The sequence below is a fragment of the Paenibacillus sp. NMA1017 genome (assembly GCF_058895805.1).
The window spans coordinates 472176-488688 of record NZ_JBZXYR010000002.1; the positions used below are offsets into that span (position 1 = coordinate 472176).

Annotated in this window: 23 protein-coding genes; 9 read left to right on the forward strand and 14 right to left on the reverse strand. The window is 42.5% G+C overall.

Annotated features, from left to right (window positions below):
- The first annotated feature begins 71 nt into the window (after positions 1-71).
- Complete coding sequence (locus AC5ELV_RS07160) at positions 72-248, forward strand: hypothetical protein (RefSeq protein WP_016822419.1); 177 nt, start codon at positions 72-74, stop codon at positions 246-248.
- Here AC5ELV_RS07160 and AC5ELV_RS07165 read toward each other — a convergent pair.
- Positions 241-678, reverse strand: a complete 438-nt coding sequence (locus AC5ELV_RS07165) for a NucA/NucB deoxyribonuclease domain-containing protein (protein WP_493429648.1) — start codon at positions 676-678, stop codon at positions 241-243. The two genes, AC5ELV_RS07160 and AC5ELV_RS07165, sit on opposite strands and share 8 nt — an antisense overlap.
- Positions 679-818: 140 nt before the next feature.
- Here AC5ELV_RS07165 and AC5ELV_RS07170 point away from each other — a divergent pair, with 140 nt between their 5' ends.
- Both AC5ELV_RS07170 and AC5ELV_RS07175 read left to right on the forward strand, forming a co-directional pair.
- On the forward strand, positions 819-1013 hold the full coding sequence (locus AC5ELV_RS07170) for a hypothetical protein (protein ID WP_013310963.1): 195 nt from the start codon (positions 819-821) through the stop codon (positions 1011-1013).
- A gap of 388 nt (positions 1014-1401) precedes the next feature.
- Complete coding sequence (locus tag AC5ELV_RS07175) at positions 1402-1704, forward strand: hypothetical protein (protein WP_493429649.1); 303 nt, start codon at positions 1402-1404, stop codon at positions 1702-1704.
- A gap of 67 nt (positions 1705-1771) precedes the next feature.
- On the opposite strand, the gene AC5ELV_RS07180 is transcribed toward AC5ELV_RS07175, so the two are convergent.
- The 5 genes from AC5ELV_RS07180 to AC5ELV_RS07200 all read right to left on the reverse strand — a co-directional run bounded on the left by AC5ELV_RS07180 (position 1772) and on the right by AC5ELV_RS07200 (position 7985).
- Positions 1772-3658, reverse strand: coding sequence for an Ig-like domain-containing protein (locus AC5ELV_RS07180; RefSeq protein ID WP_493429650.1), 1887 nt, complete (start codon positions 3656-3658; stop codon positions 1772-1774).
- Positions 3659-3778: 120 nt separating this feature from the next.
- A complete protein-coding gene (locus AC5ELV_RS07185; RefSeq protein WP_493429651.1) occupies positions 3779-4201 on the reverse strand; it encodes a hypothetical protein in 423 nt (140 codons plus the stop codon).
- 16 nt (positions 4202-4217) lie between these two features.
- Positions 4218-4886, reverse strand: coding sequence for a uracil-DNA glycosylase (locus AC5ELV_RS07190; RefSeq protein WP_493429652.1), 669 nt, complete (start codon positions 4884-4886; stop codon positions 4218-4220).
- Between the two features lie 259 nt (positions 4887-5145).
- Positions 5146-5808 carry an S-layer homology domain-containing protein gene (locus AC5ELV_RS07195; protein ID WP_493429653.1) on the reverse strand — a complete coding sequence of 221 codons (663 nt, stop codon included), beginning with the start codon at positions 5806-5808 and terminating at the stop codon, positions 5146-5148.
- A 116-nt stretch (positions 5809-5924) separates the two neighbouring features.
- Positions 5925-7985: a glycosyl hydrolase 115 family protein gene (locus AC5ELV_RS07200; RefSeq protein ID WP_493429654.1), complete on the reverse strand. Its 2061-nt coding sequence runs from the start codon at positions 7983-7985 to the stop codon at positions 5925-5927.
- Positions 7986-8241: 256 nt separating this feature from the next.
- On the opposite strand from AC5ELV_RS07200, the gene AC5ELV_RS07205 reads away from it, so the two are divergent.
- On the forward strand, positions 8242-10185 hold the full coding sequence (locus tag AC5ELV_RS07205) for a serine hydrolase domain-containing protein (protein WP_493429655.1): 1944 nt from the start codon (positions 8242-8244) through the stop codon (positions 10183-10185).
- 181 nt (positions 10186-10366) lie between these two features.
- Positions 10367-10924 carry a carbohydrate binding domain-containing protein gene (locus AC5ELV_RS07210; protein ID WP_493429656.1) on the forward strand — a complete coding sequence of 186 codons (558 nt, stop codon included), beginning with the start codon at positions 10367-10369 and terminating at the stop codon, positions 10922-10924.
- A 627-nt stretch (positions 10925-11551) separates the two neighbouring features.
- On the opposite strand, the gene AC5ELV_RS07215 is transcribed toward AC5ELV_RS07210, so the two are convergent.
- Positions 11552-11707 (reverse strand): hypothetical protein, encoded by a 156-nt coding sequence (locus AC5ELV_RS07215; RefSeq protein WP_493429657.1) that lies wholly within the window; start codon positions 11705-11707, stop codon positions 11552-11554.
- 117 nt (positions 11708-11824) lie between these two features.
- Between AC5ELV_RS07215 and AC5ELV_RS07220 the strand changes: the two genes are divergently transcribed.
- Positions 11825-12037, forward strand: a complete 213-nt coding sequence (locus AC5ELV_RS07220) for a helix-turn-helix domain-containing protein (RefSeq protein ID WP_476125405.1) — start codon at positions 11825-11827, stop codon at positions 12035-12037.
- A gap of 322 nt (positions 12038-12359) precedes the next feature.
- Here the strand turns inward: AC5ELV_RS07220 and AC5ELV_RS07225 are convergent, their stop codons facing one another.
- The 6 genes from AC5ELV_RS07225 to AC5ELV_RS07250 form a co-directional block, all read right to left on the reverse strand.
- The gene (locus tag AC5ELV_RS07225; protein WP_493429658.1) at positions 12360-12755 is read right to left on the reverse strand and encodes a LytTR family transcriptional regulator DNA-binding domain-containing protein; all 396 of its coding nucleotides are present in this window, start codon (positions 12753-12755) and stop codon (positions 12360-12362) included.
- Positions 12756-12769: 14 nt separating this feature from the next.
- On the reverse strand, positions 12770-12916 hold the full coding sequence (locus AC5ELV_RS07230) for a cyclic lactone autoinducer peptide (protein ID WP_493429659.1): 147 nt from the start codon (positions 12914-12916) through the stop codon (positions 12770-12772).
- Positions 12903-13448, reverse strand: coding sequence for an accessory gene regulator ArgB-like protein (locus AC5ELV_RS07235; protein ID WP_493429660.1), 546 nt, complete (start codon positions 13446-13448; stop codon positions 12903-12905). Before AC5ELV_RS07235 ends, AC5ELV_RS07230 begins: the two co-directional genes overlap by 14 nt.
- Positions 13426-14058: a hypothetical protein gene (locus tag AC5ELV_RS07240; protein WP_493429661.1), complete on the reverse strand. Its 633-nt coding sequence runs from the start codon at positions 14056-14058 to the stop codon at positions 13426-13428. The genes AC5ELV_RS07235 and AC5ELV_RS07240 overlap by 23 nt, the downstream gene beginning before the upstream one ends.
- A gap of 125 nt (positions 14059-14183) precedes the next feature.
- Entirely contained in the window at positions 14184-14516 is a 333-nt protein-coding gene (locus AC5ELV_RS07245) for a YolD-like family protein (protein WP_493429662.1), read from the reverse strand.
- 108 nt (positions 14517-14624) lie between these two features.
- The gene (locus AC5ELV_RS07250; protein ID WP_493429663.1) at positions 14625-14897 is read right to left on the reverse strand and encodes a hypothetical protein; all 273 of its coding nucleotides are present in this window, start codon (positions 14895-14897) and stop codon (positions 14625-14627) included.
- Positions 14898-15031: 134 nt separating this feature from the next.
- Between AC5ELV_RS07250 and AC5ELV_RS07255 the strand changes: the two genes are divergently transcribed.
- The 3 genes from AC5ELV_RS07255 (at position 15032) to AC5ELV_RS07265 (ending at position 16024) form a co-directional block, all read left to right on the forward strand.
- The gene (locus AC5ELV_RS07255) at positions 15032-15256 is read left to right on the forward strand and encodes a type II toxin-antitoxin system HicA family toxin (RefSeq protein WP_058830682.1); all 225 of its coding nucleotides are present in this window, start codon (positions 15032-15034) and stop codon (positions 15254-15256) included.
- A 47-nt stretch (positions 15257-15303) separates the two neighbouring features.
- Positions 15304-15672 (forward strand): toxin-antitoxin system HicB family antitoxin, encoded by a 369-nt coding sequence (locus tag AC5ELV_RS07260; protein ID WP_493429664.1) that lies wholly within the window; start codon positions 15304-15306, stop codon positions 15670-15672.
- Between the two features lie 148 nt (positions 15673-15820).
- Complete coding sequence (locus tag AC5ELV_RS07265; RefSeq protein WP_493429665.1) at positions 15821-16024, forward strand: hypothetical protein; 204 nt, start codon at positions 15821-15823, stop codon at positions 16022-16024.
- A gap of 41 nt (positions 16025-16065) precedes the next feature.
- Here the strand turns inward: AC5ELV_RS07265 and AC5ELV_RS07270 are convergent, their stop codons facing one another.
- Positions 16066-16494, reverse strand: coding sequence for a NucA/NucB deoxyribonuclease domain-containing protein (locus AC5ELV_RS07270; RefSeq protein WP_302055903.1), 429 nt, complete (start codon positions 16492-16494; stop codon positions 16066-16068).
- Positions 16495-16513: the final 19 nt, after the last annotated feature.

Consider the following 16513-nt stretch of genomic DNA (forward strand, 5'->3'; position numbering starts at 1 on the left):
GGTATGCCAGAGCCCTGACCTTCGTTGCCGCCACTACATACTATACATTATTAAGGGTTGGCGGTGATAATATGTTTGACGCTAAGCAAATGGAATGGTTAGATCAACTATCTGCTGAAGACCTGGCCATATTAGGTGCCGGCTTCAATACACTAGGTGATTTTTTTGATTTTTTGGCGCTGATTAAAGCCAAACAGGAAACATCTAAGGAGCTAAAAGGTAAAAACACTAAATCAAAAACTATTTAATAACGAATTTTACACGAATCCCATCATCGTACTGATCTAACTGGTGACTGACCCATGATCCTGCCCCACGGTTATCCTTAGGAGCTATGTATTTGACATTTGCACCTTTGCCCCCTTCTGAGCACATAGCCATCGGCCATTCATCACGATCAAACCCTTTACGAGTAGGAACACCCGCAAGTGAATGCTTACGATTTTGCTCGGCTCCTTCCCGGTCAATTGTGCATACTGGTGATTTTCCCGCTTGAATGGCTTCCTTAATATGCTGCGCCGTTTCAGGATAACGACCTGACGGAAATTGCAGCGTTACTTGAGCCGATGAAGGCGGGTTCTCTCCTGTTATTTTCGTAAAAAGATTGTCTCCTTCAAACCAGTACGCTCCCACAGCTAGCAACACTAAGGCTATAAAACTTAGCAACTTTTTCTTCAATTTCCCTCTTCCTTTCAAGCTATTCCAGTAAATGACCTTCAGCTAAGGTAACCCCAGATTTTATTTTTTGTAACCCCTTACCGACTATAAAAAAAGGTTAAATATCCGACGACAAATAGTATAGAGAGGAGGTTGTACGAATGAACGATGAGATCAAACTAGCCGTGAGCCAAATGCAAGCCGTTGTAATCCGGTTACTGAATGGAAGTACCGTAATCGGCTGGCCTAAGCTCCTATCTGACCAAGAAACTCAGCAATTCAAGCTCTATGATGACGAACACGTATATACGATTTCCGTTAATGACGTGGATACAGTCGCAAGAGTTATTGTATAAGAATACCGGAAGCAACTTATTGAGACATCCAGTGGACAAGCCCAAACAAGGCGCACCACAGGAGAAGACTGATCAGAATCCCCCAAAATAAACCTTTAAAAAGCTTCATACCATACTGACAACCTTTCCGACTGGGCTTTTACCTCATTATAACATGTCAGAAAGACAGCTGTCGCAGCTTGCTCTTATATCATCTTCGTGTCATATATATTAAATTTTAAAATCTCGACACAAAGGAAAGAATGAAATAATTCCGAAAATTATGCCTGATCACCATTGAAAATGCAATCATGACATAATAAAAGTCACATTTTAATCAAAATTTAATGAAAGTTTTCCGAAAATGATGTATAATTATTGACATAACAAAACGCACGAGGTGATCATCATGGCATTATTAAACAGAGTTCAAGAATTAAAATTGCAACTCCCTAACGAGCATCATAGCATTTCACAATATGTGGAGCATGCATTGCATTCGATTGACAGTTTTGTGGAGCAACATCGTCAATTTGTAGCGGCCCAGGCTCTATATGGTGAAAAAATCAATGGTACGGAAGAAAGACTGTTTCGCGACACGATTTCTGAGATTAAAGCCCAGCTGATAGCTACTTTGGAAAAGACAGTTGAAGACTTCGCACACAAAGGCGATAAGCACTGGAAAAATCATTATCAGGACGGCGTAGAATAAGCTGAAAATACCCCCGGTCTTTGGACCGGGGGTATTTTAGTATAAGCGGATGTCGCATTGTACGCAGCTATTTTAACACTTTAGCAGATGTCGTTACCTTCTTACCATCATAGACTACTTTAATGCTGGAGCTACCGCTATCCAAGGCCTTCACCTGACCAGCTGTAACCTGTACAATCGACGGTTTGGAAGATGTCCATACCGCTGAGCTTGTCACATTGGTAGTAGCACCTGAATCATAAACTGCATTCACACTAAGCACTTGAGAGGAGCCTTTAGGCAGTTTCAGATTTTTATTGCTCAATACCAGTTTGAGCAGCTTAGGTGTGACCTTGATCTCAACGTTAAACGACTTATCCTGATATGTGCCCGTAATCGTTGCTGTTCCAATTCCAACGGCTTTAATAGAAGAGCCTTTTACAATTGCTACGGAAGCATTCGATGTTGTCCATTTCACTTTGCTGCTCAGTGTAGCTTTTTTACCATCCGTATATATGCCGACGACTTTGATGGACTTACTTCCTTTCAAATTCATACCAACACTCGAAAAGCTTGGTGTCAATGTAGAAATGGCCCCTTCCACAATGACAGGTACTTTCACATATTTATTCATATACATAGCCTTGATTCCAGAGTTACCGCCATTCACCGCTTTTACTTTACCATTTGCTACTGTAACTGCGGCTGTTGTACCTACCCAGCTTACCTGATTGGTAACATCCAAGATTCCGCCACCAGCCATGTGTGCTTTTACTGTCGGAATACTTGCTTCTTGGCCTGCAACCAATACGTATTTTTTCTCTGAAGCGGTTAGTTTAAGTACTTTGTATTGCACAGTCACTGGAATATCCAGTTTGAGCGCACCTACCGTTGCTGTCAATGTTGCACTGCCTGGGTTCACTGCAACCAGCTTACCATTTGCTATTTTAACTGCACTTTCACTGCTTAAGCTCCATTTCACATCGGATTGAACTGCTTTTTTAGCCCCATTGACCAAATAAGCAGATATACTCGGAAGAGAAGTTTTGCCTCCTGTTTCGAGAGTCAGACTGGCTTTGCTTGAAACCAGTTTTTCAACCGTCGGAAGTACATTAATCTTCAGAGTCTTGCTCAAACCGTGATAGGACGCTGTAATCGTCGAATTGCCTGCATCCATCGGTGTGATTTTACCTTGCTCGACTGTGGCAACCAGCGGATTGGAGGAAGACCATTCTGCCGTGTTGGTCACATCTGTTTTGCCGCCAGTCAGGTTGACATCGGTTGCACTAACCTGAATTGGGGAGCTACCCAGAAAGACCGATTTGGACCCAGTTGCATTCAATACTAATGCCTGAGAAGAAGAACGCACATACACAATCGTTTGTGCTTTATGTTCATCTTTGCTTGCTTTAATGTAAGTCACGCCTTTGGCAAGTGGACGAACCAGACCATCTTCAACGGTAGCAACAGCCGCATTCGAAGAAGTCCATTCGACACCGGATACATTTTCCGTTCCACCTCCAGTAAGTACACCTTGAGCAGTCAATTGCTTTGATTCTCCGCCAATCGTCAAATTAATAGGACTAGACGGATTTAATTGCAGCTTGCTGTAAGGCGATTTTACTGTAATCGTTGTACTTACCGTTTGCTGCTCATATGTGGCAACAATCTTAATCTGCCCTTTTGACACAGGAGTAATGAGTCCCTTATCTACCTTTAAAATACTTGAATCCCCAGAGATCCATTCTGCCTTTTGGGTTACATCTTCTTTTCCCTTTTCTGTCAATGACCACACTTTTAATTGAGCGGGGCTTCCACCCAGATTCAATGTAGTCGGATTTTGACTGTCCCACTGTACCGTGGAGGTCGTGCTCTCCTCGGCCCGGATCAAACCCGCTGGCCATGCTGCAAATACAAACATCAGCAAAGCAAGTAAGAAGGTACTCCGTTTGCTCATACGTTTCATACGCTCCATTCGTTTCTCTCCCTTAGTTTCATCTCTATAAAATAGGATATAATTAACAATCCCATTACTTTTATCGGTTAGCAGCTAGCTAAATTGAACCCTTCATCAAAAAAAGGTGAATAATTACAGTTAAAGTTCTCCACGCAGTGACCTTACCACAAACAAATGCTCTTCTTTAGATAAGGTTTGTCCATCCTCAAGAATTACATCGTGTGCCGAGTGACTAACCAGCTTTACATTATAAGCAATCAGCTGATCCTCTCTCCAAATCGTTACCGCCGACTGAAAATGAATGGCATTATCAAACTGTAACGGAACACTCATTATATAACCAATAGCGTTCAGCTTCGCCGGATGGCGGCTTCTACGCTCACGCCCCGGAGGAAGCATGGTAATATGCGTAATATTTTCAAAAGGAATAGCCAGCATTTTCGGGCCTAAAATAACGAACTTTCGTATATCATCCCATTTTTCGAGCGTGCCGCGTACCTTCTGGGTATGACCATTGTTGCCGTGATATAAAATGACCTGACGTCCCTTCCATTGACGCATGTCCTCACCTCCAGTGCTAGCGGTTAGGAATCTCCCACCGAATCGGCTCCATTCCATGCTCCTGCAAAAATGCATTGGTTTGCGAAAAAGGCTTGCTACCAAAAAAGCCTCTGTGAGCCGCCAATGGACTCGGATGAACGGATTTCAGCACCAAATGCTTGCTGCTATTCACGAAGCTTGCTTTTTTCTGCGCATGGCTCCCCCACAAAATAAATACTGCGGGCTGCTCGCGCTCATTAATCGCTTCAATGACAGCATCCGTGAAACGTTCCCAACCTATTCCCTGGTGAGATTGCGGTTGTCCTTCACGCACGGTTAACACGTTGTTCAGCAGCAGCACACCTTGCTCAGCCCAAGGAACGAGGTATCCCTTATTCGGAATGGGAGTGCCGATATCATCGCGAAGCTCCTTGTATATATTTAGTAGAGACGGCGGTGTTCGCACACCGGGTCTAACAGAAAAGCTCAAACCGTGAGCTTGTCCCTCTCCATGATATGGATCCTGTCCCAATATAACCGCTTTGGTCAGATAAAATGGCGTTAATTTAAGTGCGGAAAACAAGTCTTCTTTTGGAGGATATACCTTATGTAACTTGTACTCTCGGGCTAACGTATACCTTAATTCATTAAAGTATGGCTTTTCGACCTCTTCTCGTAGTACATCATCCCAGTCATTCCCAAACATACCCCTGTCTCCTCTCAATATGTAGATCTGTGAAAACGGTAAGCTTTTTGATCCAAAAAAATAAGCTGAACTCCTCATCCGGAGCCAGCTTATTTATTCGTTACCTGTGTTATATGCCGAAGGACCAGGAAAATATCCTTACGGTAATCAGCTACCGCAGGTCTAAATTCGATTTCCTTATTATAACATTAACGATAATGATGTCAAGTAACTGAAAGCTTAATTCCCTCAGAAGAAAAGCTCTTTATTGCTGTATTTATTACGATTTTGTATGAGCATTCAGGTATTCCAATGCATTATATAACATAACAGCAGCTTCGGCACGTGTAATCTCGCTTTTAGGATGAAACTTTTCATTTGCATCCAAAGTATTGACCTTGTAGACTAGCGAGCGTTGAATGCTACCTTGGTAAGAAGGCTCCAGTTCGCTGTCATCCGCAATATTCGCAGGTGCGATTTTAATCATCGGAAGAGCGCCTGCTTTTTCCATGCCCTGAATCAGCATGTGGGTGAACTGTTCCTTAGTCAGAGCTTTGGCAGGATCAATATCCTTTGGAATAACCACACCATTATAATGAGCGTTGATAAAAGCTTCGGCGTACCATGCATTATCCTTAACATGGGTAAACAGTCTACTGACCTGTGGCTCCTTGTTCAAATCAATGGCGGCCAAACTGAGCTGGAGTCCGCCGGAGATCAACTGAATGCCTTGGGCAGCGGTGACTTTAGATGACGGGAGAAACTGCGTGTCAGAGGCACCTTTGAGTAGACCCTGATCTTTAAGGGATATAATTTTTTCTTTACCACTTACGTTATCCAAATCCTTAAATTGCCGGTCTGCAGCAGACATTTGACCTCCAATGGAGAAGGACAAAATGGCTACAGTTGTAATGGCTGCAAATGCACTTTTTCTCATACTCATGTTATGTTCCACCTTGTAGTTGAATTAGGCCGCTTGGCCATTAACAACTTCATTGACGTAGTATAAGCTGGAAAGGTTGCAGGCAGACGCTGTTGCTTCTTATGCTACATACCCTCCTAATATAATACCTTCTCCAGACAGCGTGCCAACTCATCATCGGGAAGGGGCTTGCGATGCGTATTCTCTAGGTAGATATATTTCTCTGTTTCTGGCATTAGATATTGTTTGGACCATAGGAACATATCCGGACTGTCTCCCTGAAGACGAAGAAATCTCCGCACCGTGTCCGCATGAGAAATAGTGTTATCTAGATTGGTTAACCAATCTGCCCGGTAGAAATGCTCCCATCTTCCAGTTCCTGCGAGCGATAAAGCTTCTTTACCCATTCGGTAGCTCCAAACGGCATGAGAAGCTTGTATAAATGCTCGTGGATAATCTTTTCCAAGGAACAACCCATAAGCGCTACATAAGCTTGCCAGTCCACGTGAGCCACTTAGATGCAGTTCAATCTGCACAAGCAGTTGATTGTACAGCCTTCGACATTCATTTTCTGACAACTGCTTCATTATTCGTAGACACCGCTCTCGCAGTTCAACCCAGTCCGGGATTGCCGACTCGGCTTTTTCCTTGAACCAGCGAACCTGTTCAGGAAAAGGCCTTTCTCCAGTCGCCCAGTACAGCCGTTCATCACTGCCTTCTTTGCCTTGTAGCCAATACCCCATAATTTGCCGAGCTGGATGGTGATAGAATTCCTCCCCTGCCCGATCATCCTTATGCAGGCCATAAACGATCGTACAACGGGAATAATCCCGGTATAATTGGGAAATCTCTTGAAGCTGATTACTGTACAGCCGTCCGATAAAATCAGTAAGTTGCTCTTCGGCATCCACGTTACCATTGGTCCATAAATTTGCTACTAAATCCAGCATATATACATGCGGCAAAATATTTCCTGAATTGACCAACAGGTACTCGTCCGCCCCTGAAGTAAACGCTGTTGTTAATTCGTCTATAATCAAGTTGGCTGAGGAGGGAAATTGGGTAAGATGGTTCGACGCTTGCAAGTCGTGGAAGGTCACATGGTAATATACTCCATTCTTGCCCCCATCCTGCGCCTCAGGCAATGCTGGCACACGATAATTAAGATTCCCATGACGCCGGGATACCATTTTACCGTAACCATTGTCCGCCCATATTTTGATCACCCCTTCGGGTACTTCAATATGCCCCTGCTTGTATAACTCGGCAATCTCACCATACATCGCCATACAGCACACAGGCTGCTCCACAAATTCACAGATCATATTGTACTGCTTGCGAACCACATATGAGATTAATTGTCCGCGTTTGTCCGGCGTATTAAAGGAAGGATCATCTTCCCAAAAAGGCTTGTCACCCTGCCCGCGAAAAGACAATACCCATACAATTTTCTCTCCCTTTTGCCGTTCAATCGCTTCCTGCCACAGCTGTTCAAACAACTCGGGATGCTCTCTGTAGCTAGCTTGTTTACCCGGAAAGGCGCGCAAAAACATTTCCGCCCCCAACGGCTCGGCATGATGATGTGTGATCCATAAGCCCATGTCTGCTGCAAGCTTATGATGGATACCTGTGCGTGGTAAATCGGTTCCCGGAATCACCATATTTCCACCGCAGCGCAGTAACGCTTCAAAAACGGGCTGCCACACCTGCTCCGTTGGTGGATAATCTTCCTTCCAGCCAATCAAGCATACCTCATCATTGACAAACCATCCCCGATATCGGACCTTGGACGGTATACTGTCCACATTCTGACTCGGCAAAACTATGGTATCCCGCTTAGACGGGAGAAGCTCCGCCCAGAACCAGAACGGCTCCACACCCAGAGCAAAACGGCTGTAATGAAGCAGTCCATAAATAATTCCTAATTCATCACGGCCAATAATATGGAGTACCGTTCCCTTGCTACCAGCAACAAAACGCAGACAATAGCCCTCTGGCCAATGCGGACAACTATCTCCTTCCTGCGCATAACGGATAATGATCGAGGGCTCTACTTCTGTTTGCAATGGCTCGCGGCCAAACACTTGCTTATGATCTCGCGCAATCATGTTCCATGCGTGGGCAATTGGCACACTTTCATCAGTTTGAAGATTGTATCCGCTTTCAGATGAAATAGTCAGAGGTTCACAGGCTTTCATTTATTGTCATCTCCTATTTTTTTCAACTATGAGGATTCTTCTTGTCTTTATTTTATAGGTTGGCAACATACATATAAAGCTGTCCCAACGTAAATATAGTTTTTTTCGGTAAAACACTTGAGAGTTGAAGCTTCATTTGAGAAAGAAAAAAGTAAGGAACAGGAGAGAAATAAGAAAGACTTGACTGCTACACTAAAAATGTTCCAAAAAACAGACTGCTCTTAAAGATTCAAGCGCAGCAAAAAGGAGACTTGATATGAAATTAAAAAAACAATTTGCCTCTTTGTTCCTGTTGGCATTGATGGCATTTATCCCAATTCAGGCATATGCTTCTGGGTCCGTTCCAACCACTCCCTCTGGAATTCCGATTTCCGAAATCGAAAACAGAACAGATCAGATTATGAAAAAATATATAGGAACAGCGATTCCTGGTGCTGCGGTTTCCATAGTAAAGGACGGAAAAATTGTTTTTTCAAAAGGTTACGGATACGCAAACATCGAGAAACAAACACCCATGAGTACGGAAACAACCTATATGGAGGCCGGTTCCGTATCGAAATTGTTCACCTGGACGGCAGTAATGCAACTGGTGGAGCAAGGAAAGCTGGATTTGAATACGGACATCCGCACATACTTGCCTGACGGCTTTCTCAAGCCTTCTTTTGATAAGCCTATTACCCTGAAATCACTGATGAGCCACACGGCAGGTTTTGAGGAGCACCTGGAAAAACTTTTGGTTCATGATGCTGCTGATCTTAGACCTCTCAAGGAGCATATCGCATCCGGAAATCAGCCTGAACAGATTTATGAGCCTGGAACAGTGATTACTTATTCCAACTATGGGACCAACCTGGCCGGTTATATTATAGAACGTGTATCTGGAATGCCTTTTGAAACCTATATTCAGAAACATATATTTGAGCCTCTGGACATGAAGCATTCTTACTTTACACAACGATATGATCTTATCCCGGAGGTTATCGAACATAAAGCAACAGGCTACTCTAAGAAGGATGGAAACTGGGTGGCAAAGCCGAATGTTTTCTTTAATGATGTGCCGGCTGGTGCGTTAAACATTACTTCGGAGGACATGGCTCATTTTATGCTTGCTCATCTGAACATTGACCATTCCTTTAAATATTCGCTGTTCAACAAGAATGAAACCCTGCGAGAAATGCATGAGGCTTCGTATACCCACTATCCCGAGCTTCCGGGGAATGCCCATGGCTTTTGGGAACGGTTCGCGGGGGATTATCGTGTAATCGAGCACGGTGGAAATACAGATTCATTCTCCTCTCTGGTCTCTATCGTACCGGATCAAAGCTTTGGGATCAGCATCCTGACCAATGTGGAAAATGAAATGTCCGGTGCGAGAAGCGAACTCATTGACCTGTTTGTCGGGGATTCCCACGCTACTCCGCAAGCGGACAGCACGTTGAAGCATAGCGCGGATGTGGCGGGAAAATACCGCTCTGCTCGCGCAGTATCATCTGGTATATTGAAGCTTATACCCGTATTATCCAATGCGGAAGAAGTGGTCTCAGCCAACAGCAACAGCGGCATCACTCTGAGTATTCCATCCATGAATATTAATGTTGATTATGTAGAAACCAAACCCTATTTTTTTGAACGCGTGACTCCCGGGAGCACTCCTTATGATTACGCGGGCTTAAACATCAGTCGTCTTTTTTTCTTAACCAATGCCGATGGTAAAGTGACGCAGTTGTCATATGGAGTGATCGATGACCAATTGCCGATCTCCTTCCTGCAAACATCCATTTTTAGTTATATTCTGGTCGGGGGATGCGGTATTTGGTTTGCGCTTGGTTCTATTTTCGGTATTATTGGATGGCTGCGGAAGCTCAAGGACGCAAGAAAGCAGAAGAGTACTTCGCGGCTTCCCTTCCCTGACAGTGTAACCGTAATACCCTTGCTGGGTCTGCTTGTGATCGTCAATCTCATTGCTTCCAGCATCCAATTGATAGGCGCCCCCTTTCAGCCCATGTCCAATTTCAATTTGAATATTATCTTTTTCTGGGTACTTGGGCTTGCCTTTGTACCGGCCGCCTTTCTTGCTGTGAGAAGATGCACTGTTACCAAAACTACATTATTAAGAAAGATATACACCGCGACGCTGATTCTTTCGTTTCTAGCTATTTCGATTTTCCTGTATTCTTATAACTTCTACTTTTTGGCATAGATCTACTTGGTTTAATCCTTTTTATAGCATAAATAGCCCTGCGCAATATATTTCAAATCGAAACGTAAAAGACCGCCATTAGACGGTCTTTCTTTGTATTTTCTTCCCTATGAACACTCTTATTCATATTTCATAAACTACTAGTGTAGAAAACAGTTCTACAGAAAGAGAGTTGACTCAAATGAAACCTAAGAAAACTGGAAAAGGCGCAGCTTCTGTCCGCCGGACAATGAATAGACCCACTACACAGCCTCTCGCCTTGAAGAAAAAAAAGATTTTGCCTACCCAGGCAGTTGTTAGAAACGGTGGCTTTGAAAATCAAGATTTACCACCATGGATCGCAAATGTCAGCAACGTAACAGGCCAAATCTTTATTACCAATATCAATCCGCACAGCGGGAATCAAGCGGTCAGAATCACGGCTAACCCGGGGCACAGTGTCTCACTTAGGCAAACGATCTCCGATCTGCGTAGACAAAGAAGATACCGTGTAACCTTCTGGGTACGCAATCTAATCAAACCTTTCGGTGGTCGGCTTCAAGTTAGCCTGGGGGAGCAAACCTACACGATTCAACTTACTTCGCTACCTTCATCTCAATACGAGAGAGTCTCCCGCACTTTCTCAATCTCAGGAAATTCAGGAACAGTTTCCAGAGATTTAGTGTTCCGTGTTACAGCAGAGGATACCTTTGCCACAATTCTTTTGGATGATGTATCGATATCCTTACTAAGATCATAAATTACTTGGTATTGTAGGCATTTAGTCGTAAGCTCTCGCAAGAGCGACTTGATGGCACGAATTGATACACCGTAAGTTTGCCAAAACAAAAACACCTCCCCGTATGTTAACGGTGAGACGTTTTTTTGTTGATCTTGTGTATCTGCTGAATGCTCCGCTGCAGTTACAAGATCTTCATTATTTTCGTTCATTTAACTTTGATGTGCCCGTTATAAATCAAGAATGCCGAGGACCGGGATCGAACCGGTACGGTAGTCACCTACCGCAGGATTTTAAGTCATGAGTTTTTAATATACTGTAATGGCATACAGTTCTGAAATCCAGTATCCTCAAGGCTTTTATATGTTTATATATGTACTCATTTGGACTGTATTCTACACAAAATACTACAGTCTGTCCCCAATTTGTCCCCAATAAAAAGAGCAGAAGGATTAATTCCTTACTGCTCTTTTTGTCATCTACTAAATACAAAATCATTATCCGCCGACCACTAGGTTAGCGGGTGGTATCTTCTGCTGTATGTGTTGGTCCTGCCTCACTGCCAGTGTATTTTATTGTACACTGTAATCTAGTTTCTATCCTCCAACACATCCTAGGAAAAAGCCAGTTTAATATGAACCGTGATAATTATTCCGAAATTAAAAAGTGATACACTGATGAAGGTGACTCCGTCTCAACTTCTGCTGGCAATTCCAAATCGAATGCAATCGCCATGGATTTTATAAATATTTCGGCATTTTCCTTCTCAACATTCCATGGTATATCAATTTGATACTTTTTCATAGAGGCACTTCCTTTATATCATTCATTTTGTGTATAAGGTCATGGTTTACTGCTAATAGGTGCGATGTTATAATCATTGAGAATATTTTTCAAAATCCTTAAGGAGATTGATTTAATTTGCGTGTCTCCCGTGGGAGATGCCGACTAAAAATCTTACTCAAAGAACGTCGTATGAAGCAAGTTGATCTTGCTAAACGAACAGGGTACAGCGAACAATTGATCTCAAATTGGGCGAACAATAGAGATAAAATGTCAGCTGATGTAATGTTCAATATTGCGTTTGCTCTTGACTGTCAGGTCGAGGAGCTATACGAACTGATCTATGAGTGAGCCCGCCTGTCGGCTCTCCCTCGGGAAAAAACTATGGTTTAGCCATAGTTGCACCTCTTCCTTAAATTGCTGTGTTCCCACGCCCTCTCGCTCTTTTTTTATGTAGCATGTGTTTATCGGACAAGCACTTCGATATCCCCTCCTGTTTGCTTATATTTAAAGACCACAAGATGATTATACCAATAATCCTACAAATATTAGTTTGCCATAACCATGCTACTATTAAATCCCAATATTAGGTGTTTTGGCAACATAAATTCAGCCGCTGAATGTGTTACAAGTTTCGACATTAAAAGACAATAATTTTCGACAAAAAGAGCCGCTAATTAGTAGCAGCTCCAGTGGTGATTATTTTCGAATTCATGAAGCCCATTTCTTCGACTACCTCGTCAAACCGATGATGTGAAATTGGACACCTTTTCGATGTTTTAGTTACCTCGCACTCAAAGTAAGCGTCTTTGAAAATGCCATTAACGATTTTTACATTTTCCACATTCAACGTATTACTTCTATCTACATTCAAAAATTTGAACCCATTACTATTCAGGAAATTTTCCCAATGTCGTAAAGTCCCAATCATGTAGTAGGTTCTTTCAAATGTGTGCACTAGAATCTGATTCCTTTTACGCCCTTTAGATATAAAAAGAACCTTATCCACTGGTACGTTTTCACCATCGATAAAACCTTCTGGGTCTGCTGATGCAGTTAAATTTAGCATTTCAATTCCCCACTTTATTTTAGCAATTCTTTCGGTGGTTCAGGACTGTGAATCCATGACAAACTCGCTGTGCTTACGGAAGCAACTGCAAGTGTTGTAAGAAGTGCGGCAACATTGTGATACATAGTAACCTTCACTTTACTCAGTTTAGTTTTTTTCATCTCTATCACCTCCCCCTATTAGTGTTAAACTCTGAACAAAAAAACTAGCGGCTACTACCGGATAAGCCAACCACAAATTAAGTGCAACAATTGTAACTCCTAAATATTTTAACAATGGGTAGTATCGCCTTGGTATACGAGTCCTTCCCTCTATCCGTGATGGGGCATAGATTAAGACCAGTATCATACTTAATATCGACGTAATTACGACCCAATTATAGTTGAAATTTGCAAATGATAAGGCGGTAAGTAAAACTGTTGATACAACTATGCATGTTAGATTACTCTTTAAATGCATCCCACCCACAACTTGGCGGAGTAAAGAAAAAGAAATCATCGCCACTACTGCTTCTAGGACCTTACCCGTGTAAAACGAAATGCCAATAGTTAATAAAATAATTGAAACAGTGTTGATCACAACGGCTATCCCATGTTTTAAAACATTCACAGATGCCGGATGATCGGGTACAACGGTTTTGATGTGTGTTGCAATATCAAAAGCGATGGAATCAAGGTTTTTTATAATATTCACGCTCCGTTCTTAGCGCATAATATAAGAACATAGCAGATGCCAATGTTATAAATAAAATACTCAAAAAGAAATTGTTGAAGTAGAACATGAATGTACATGATGCTAGTACCCCGACTATCAGGATAACAACAAGTACGTGCTCCCATCTAAAACGAAGGTTTTCATAATCTGCTGTAAAGCCAATTTTAAATTTGTACAAAAACCACGAAATAGCTAATACCCATGCGCTGGTTACTGCTTGCGCCAATGATCCCTCTGCCGAGGTTTGCATTTCTGTTGTTAATGTGCCAAAGAGCATCAATATAATTACTGCTTGGAATAACGTGTACAGAAACGTGCCAGTAATGGATATGATAGCTGCCCAAATAATCGGCATCCTAACAACCGTGGTTATCAATAGTGTAAACAATATAATGTTTATGGTTGGAGCGAAAAAGGCTAATGATGTTTCCTCTCTTAAAATAAAGCTCTGCAAATTCATTATTAATCCAATAAACAATGCAGGCCATACATAGTCTAAAGCTCTAACTCTGAAAATAGTTAACATTAGAACAAACGCTGCAAAAGTTTCAACAGTCGAAAAAAGCAAGAACCGTATAGGCTCCCACATAACACATATCCCCTTCACATAAATGGTAACAAACACACTTTTAATACTACATTTGCTACCAATGCGTGGCAATCCAATTACCAAGGTAAATGGAAATATTTATGTATTATGTGAGGTAATTATTTTCAGCTTGTGAAAACAATATCCTCCAGCTTAATCCAGCTAAAATCATCTTCCCCACGAGACAGCTTTACTTCCCTTCTTGCCGTGTTTATAGAAGTAACCACCCCTGTCAGCTCTTCATCATCAAACGGGCTAAATACGGTCACTGTCACGGCTGTACGTGTGTTGTAAGACTCTATTAGAGCTTGTTCAATCAATTGTACCTCTTGGTCGTCGAGTTCTGGTTTCCCACGGCGCTGACGGTCTTTCATCAAACGCAAATAAGCCTCTTTATGCTCCGGTATAATAATGCGCGAGCTTTCCCATAAACCATTTTCCTCTAATTTTTTAGACATGTATGTAGCCTCCTGATGTATTATGTTCAAATTATATTCCGAACACTTGTTCCTTACAAGGGATATGTTTTCCAGAAAACAAAAATAAACCTCGGATATCTCCGAGGCTCAATATTCCGTATAGTATCGGTTTGCCGCTCCAGGCGGCGTGACAATCTTCTGGTCCCTGTCCCAGCCCTCTATTATTACGATATGGCGCGTATCCGATTTGTCTTCCCACAAGATGTAGTTTTCCTTTTCCAGAGCCAGCAGACCCGCCTTTATATCCGTTAAACTCCTACCTGTCTTTATCTCCAGCTCTTTCATGTTGGGCAACCGTCTTCGCCCAGCAGAATAGTTGTAGAGTATCCGTAGCAGCTTACGTTCGATATCAGGTAACAAAGCGACCAACTCCTTTGTTACTATTATATACAAACGTGCGTTCTTATAAAACTAAGAATATTATTCCAAATAAAACACTTCACAGTCTTGTATAATGATATCATATATGATATCATATATTCAGGAGGTGAGATATGGCTAGGGTCGATAAAATCATCGAGAAAATGAAAAACCGCCCTAACGGGATTAGGTTCGCGGAGATAGCAAAAGTCCTGAATCATCTGGGTTACATAGTGGTACGAATTAAGGGTTCGCATCACATATTCCGAAATGAGTCAGGAGACACGCTCCCGATACCTTTTGAAACACCCGTCAAGGCGGCGTACGTCAAAGACGTACTGGAGATCATCGGGGAGTAGTACCTCCCCTTTGTTCTCGAAATCATTTTATCCTAGCCTACATTAATATGGCAAATGAAAAACCGATCCAAAAAGACATAGCGTATTACATGGCGCTCCCGTATACAATTCAGATTAAGCATATGAACGACGAAAGCGGAAGCTACCACTTAGCTACAGTCGCGGAATTGGAAGGCTGTAAGAGCCACGGTGCAACACCAGAAGAAGCCCTGAAAATGGTTAGAGAAGCTATGGAGGGTTACCTTGAGGTAAAACTTGAGTTTGGTGATGAGATACCGGAACCAGTAAATGAAGAACAATTTAGCGGTAAATGGCTTCAACGTGCTCCAAAGTCCTTGCATAAGCATTTGATGGAGCGTGCAGCAGCAGAAGGCATATCCTTTAACCAATATTGCCTATATAAACTGAGTAAGTAACATATTTCTGAGGCTCCTCTATATTAGGAGGTAAACTTATGGTAAAGGCAATTTGGTTTATGATTATTACTATACTGGTCAGTATTGTCGCGTTTACTGGGTTGGTAATAGCAGTGGTTAAATTGATCCGAAAAAGAAAGGAATAGCCATGAAATACGGCCCGCGTAAACCCAGCCTAAACAAGCGTTTAGCAGCTCGTACCAGCCTTAAACGGCAGATTGTACACCGTGCAGGACTCAAGATGCCACGGGGCTGGGGATGGCTCAGAAACCCACGTAAGGCGGCATACAATAAGGTGTACAATCGCAGCACGTTCAATATATTCAAGCTGCTTTCCAAATTGTTCAAATAAAAAAAGCTCTGCCGACCAATTAAGGTTAGCAGAGCCTTTTACTATTTAACAATAAACCTCACTTTAGTTCCATCAGCATATTTATCTAACTGATGACTTACCCATGATCCTGCTCCCCGGTTATCACTAGGGGTTATGTATCGGATATCGGCACCTGCGCCACCTTCAGCACACATTGCCATTGGCCACTCGTCGCGGTCGTATCCTTTTTTAGTCGGAACACCTTTTAGAGACTCTTTCCTGTTTTCCTCAGCTCCATCCCTATCAATTGTACATACCGCTGAATGTCCAACTGCTATAGCATCTTTGATATGTGCTCCGGTTTCAGGGTAACGTGAACTTGGGAACTCCAACGTATACCCAGATGCTGCTTGCTGACTCATTGCTGTCGGTTCAGCATAGACACCTTGTACGGAAAAAATAGTGGCTAGTAAAAATACGATTAATCCTCTTACAAATCCTTTTATCATACGACACCTCCATAGTATT

Coding starts and splice junctions, on each gene's coding strand:
- AC5ELV_RS07160 (WP_016822419.1), top strand. CDS start 72: ATGTTTGACGCTAAGCAAATGGAATGGTTAGATCAACTATCTGCTGAA.
- AC5ELV_RS07170 (WP_013310963.1), top strand. CDS start 819: ATGAACGATGAGATCAAACTAGCCGTGAGCCAAATGCAAGCCGTTGTA.
- AC5ELV_RS07190 (WP_493429652.1), bottom strand. CDS start 4,886: ATGTTTGGGAATGACTGGGATGATGTACTACGAGAAGAGGTCGAAAAG.
- AC5ELV_RS07270 (WP_302055903.1), bottom strand. CDS start 16,494: ATGATAAAAGGATTTGTAAGAGGATTAATCGTATTTTTACTAGCCACT.
- AC5ELV_RS07265 (WP_493429665.1), top strand. CDS start 15,821: ATGAAATACGGCCCGCGTAAACCCAGCCTAAACAAGCGTTTAGCAGCT.
- AC5ELV_RS07255 (WP_058830682.1), top strand. CDS start 15,032: ATGGCTAGGGTCGATAAAATCATCGAGAAAATGAAAAACCGCCCTAAC.
- AC5ELV_RS07260 (WP_493429664.1), top strand. CDS start 15,304: ATGGCAAATGAAAAACCGATCCAAAAAGACATAGCGTATTACATGGCG.
- AC5ELV_RS07240 (WP_493429661.1), bottom strand. CDS start 14,058: ATGTGGGAGCCTATACGGTTCTTGCTTTTTTCGACTGTTGAAACTTTT.
- AC5ELV_RS07230 (WP_493429659.1), bottom strand. CDS start 12,916: ATGAAAAAAACTAAACTGAGTAAAGTGAAGGTTACTATGTATCACAAT.
- AC5ELV_RS07195 (WP_493429653.1), bottom strand. CDS start 5,808: ATGAGTATGAGAAAAAGTGCATTTGCAGCCATTACAACTGTAGCCATT.
- AC5ELV_RS07185 (WP_493429651.1), bottom strand. CDS start 4,201: ATGCGTCAATGGAAGGGACGTCAGGTCATTTTATATCACGGCAACAAT.
- AC5ELV_RS07210 (WP_493429656.1), top strand. CDS start 10,367: ATGAAACCTAAGAAAACTGGAAAAGGCGCAGCTTCTGTCCGCCGGACA.
- AC5ELV_RS07180 (WP_493429650.1), bottom strand. CDS start 3,658: ATGGAGCGTATGAAACGTATGAGCAAACGGAGTACCTTCTTACTTGCT.
- AC5ELV_RS07225 (WP_493429658.1), bottom strand. CDS start 12,755: ATGCTAAATTTAACTGCATCAGCAGACCCAGAAGGTTTTATCGATGGT.
- AC5ELV_RS07175 (WP_493429649.1), top strand. CDS start 1,402: ATGGCATTATTAAACAGAGTTCAAGAATTAAAATTGCAACTCCCTAAC.
- AC5ELV_RS07200 (WP_493429654.1), bottom strand. CDS start 7,985: ATGAAAGCCTGTGAACCTCTGACTATTTCATCTGAAAGCGGATACAAT.
- AC5ELV_RS07205 (WP_493429655.1), top strand. CDS start 8,242: ATGAAATTAAAAAAACAATTTGCCTCTTTGTTCCTGTTGGCATTGATG.
- AC5ELV_RS07245 (WP_493429662.1), bottom strand. CDS start 14,516: ATGTCTAAAAAATTAGAGGAAAATGGTTTATGGGAAAGCTCGCGCATT.
- AC5ELV_RS07215 (WP_493429657.1), bottom strand. CDS start 11,707: ATGAAAAAGTATCAAATTGATATACCATGGAATGTTGAGAAGGAAAAT.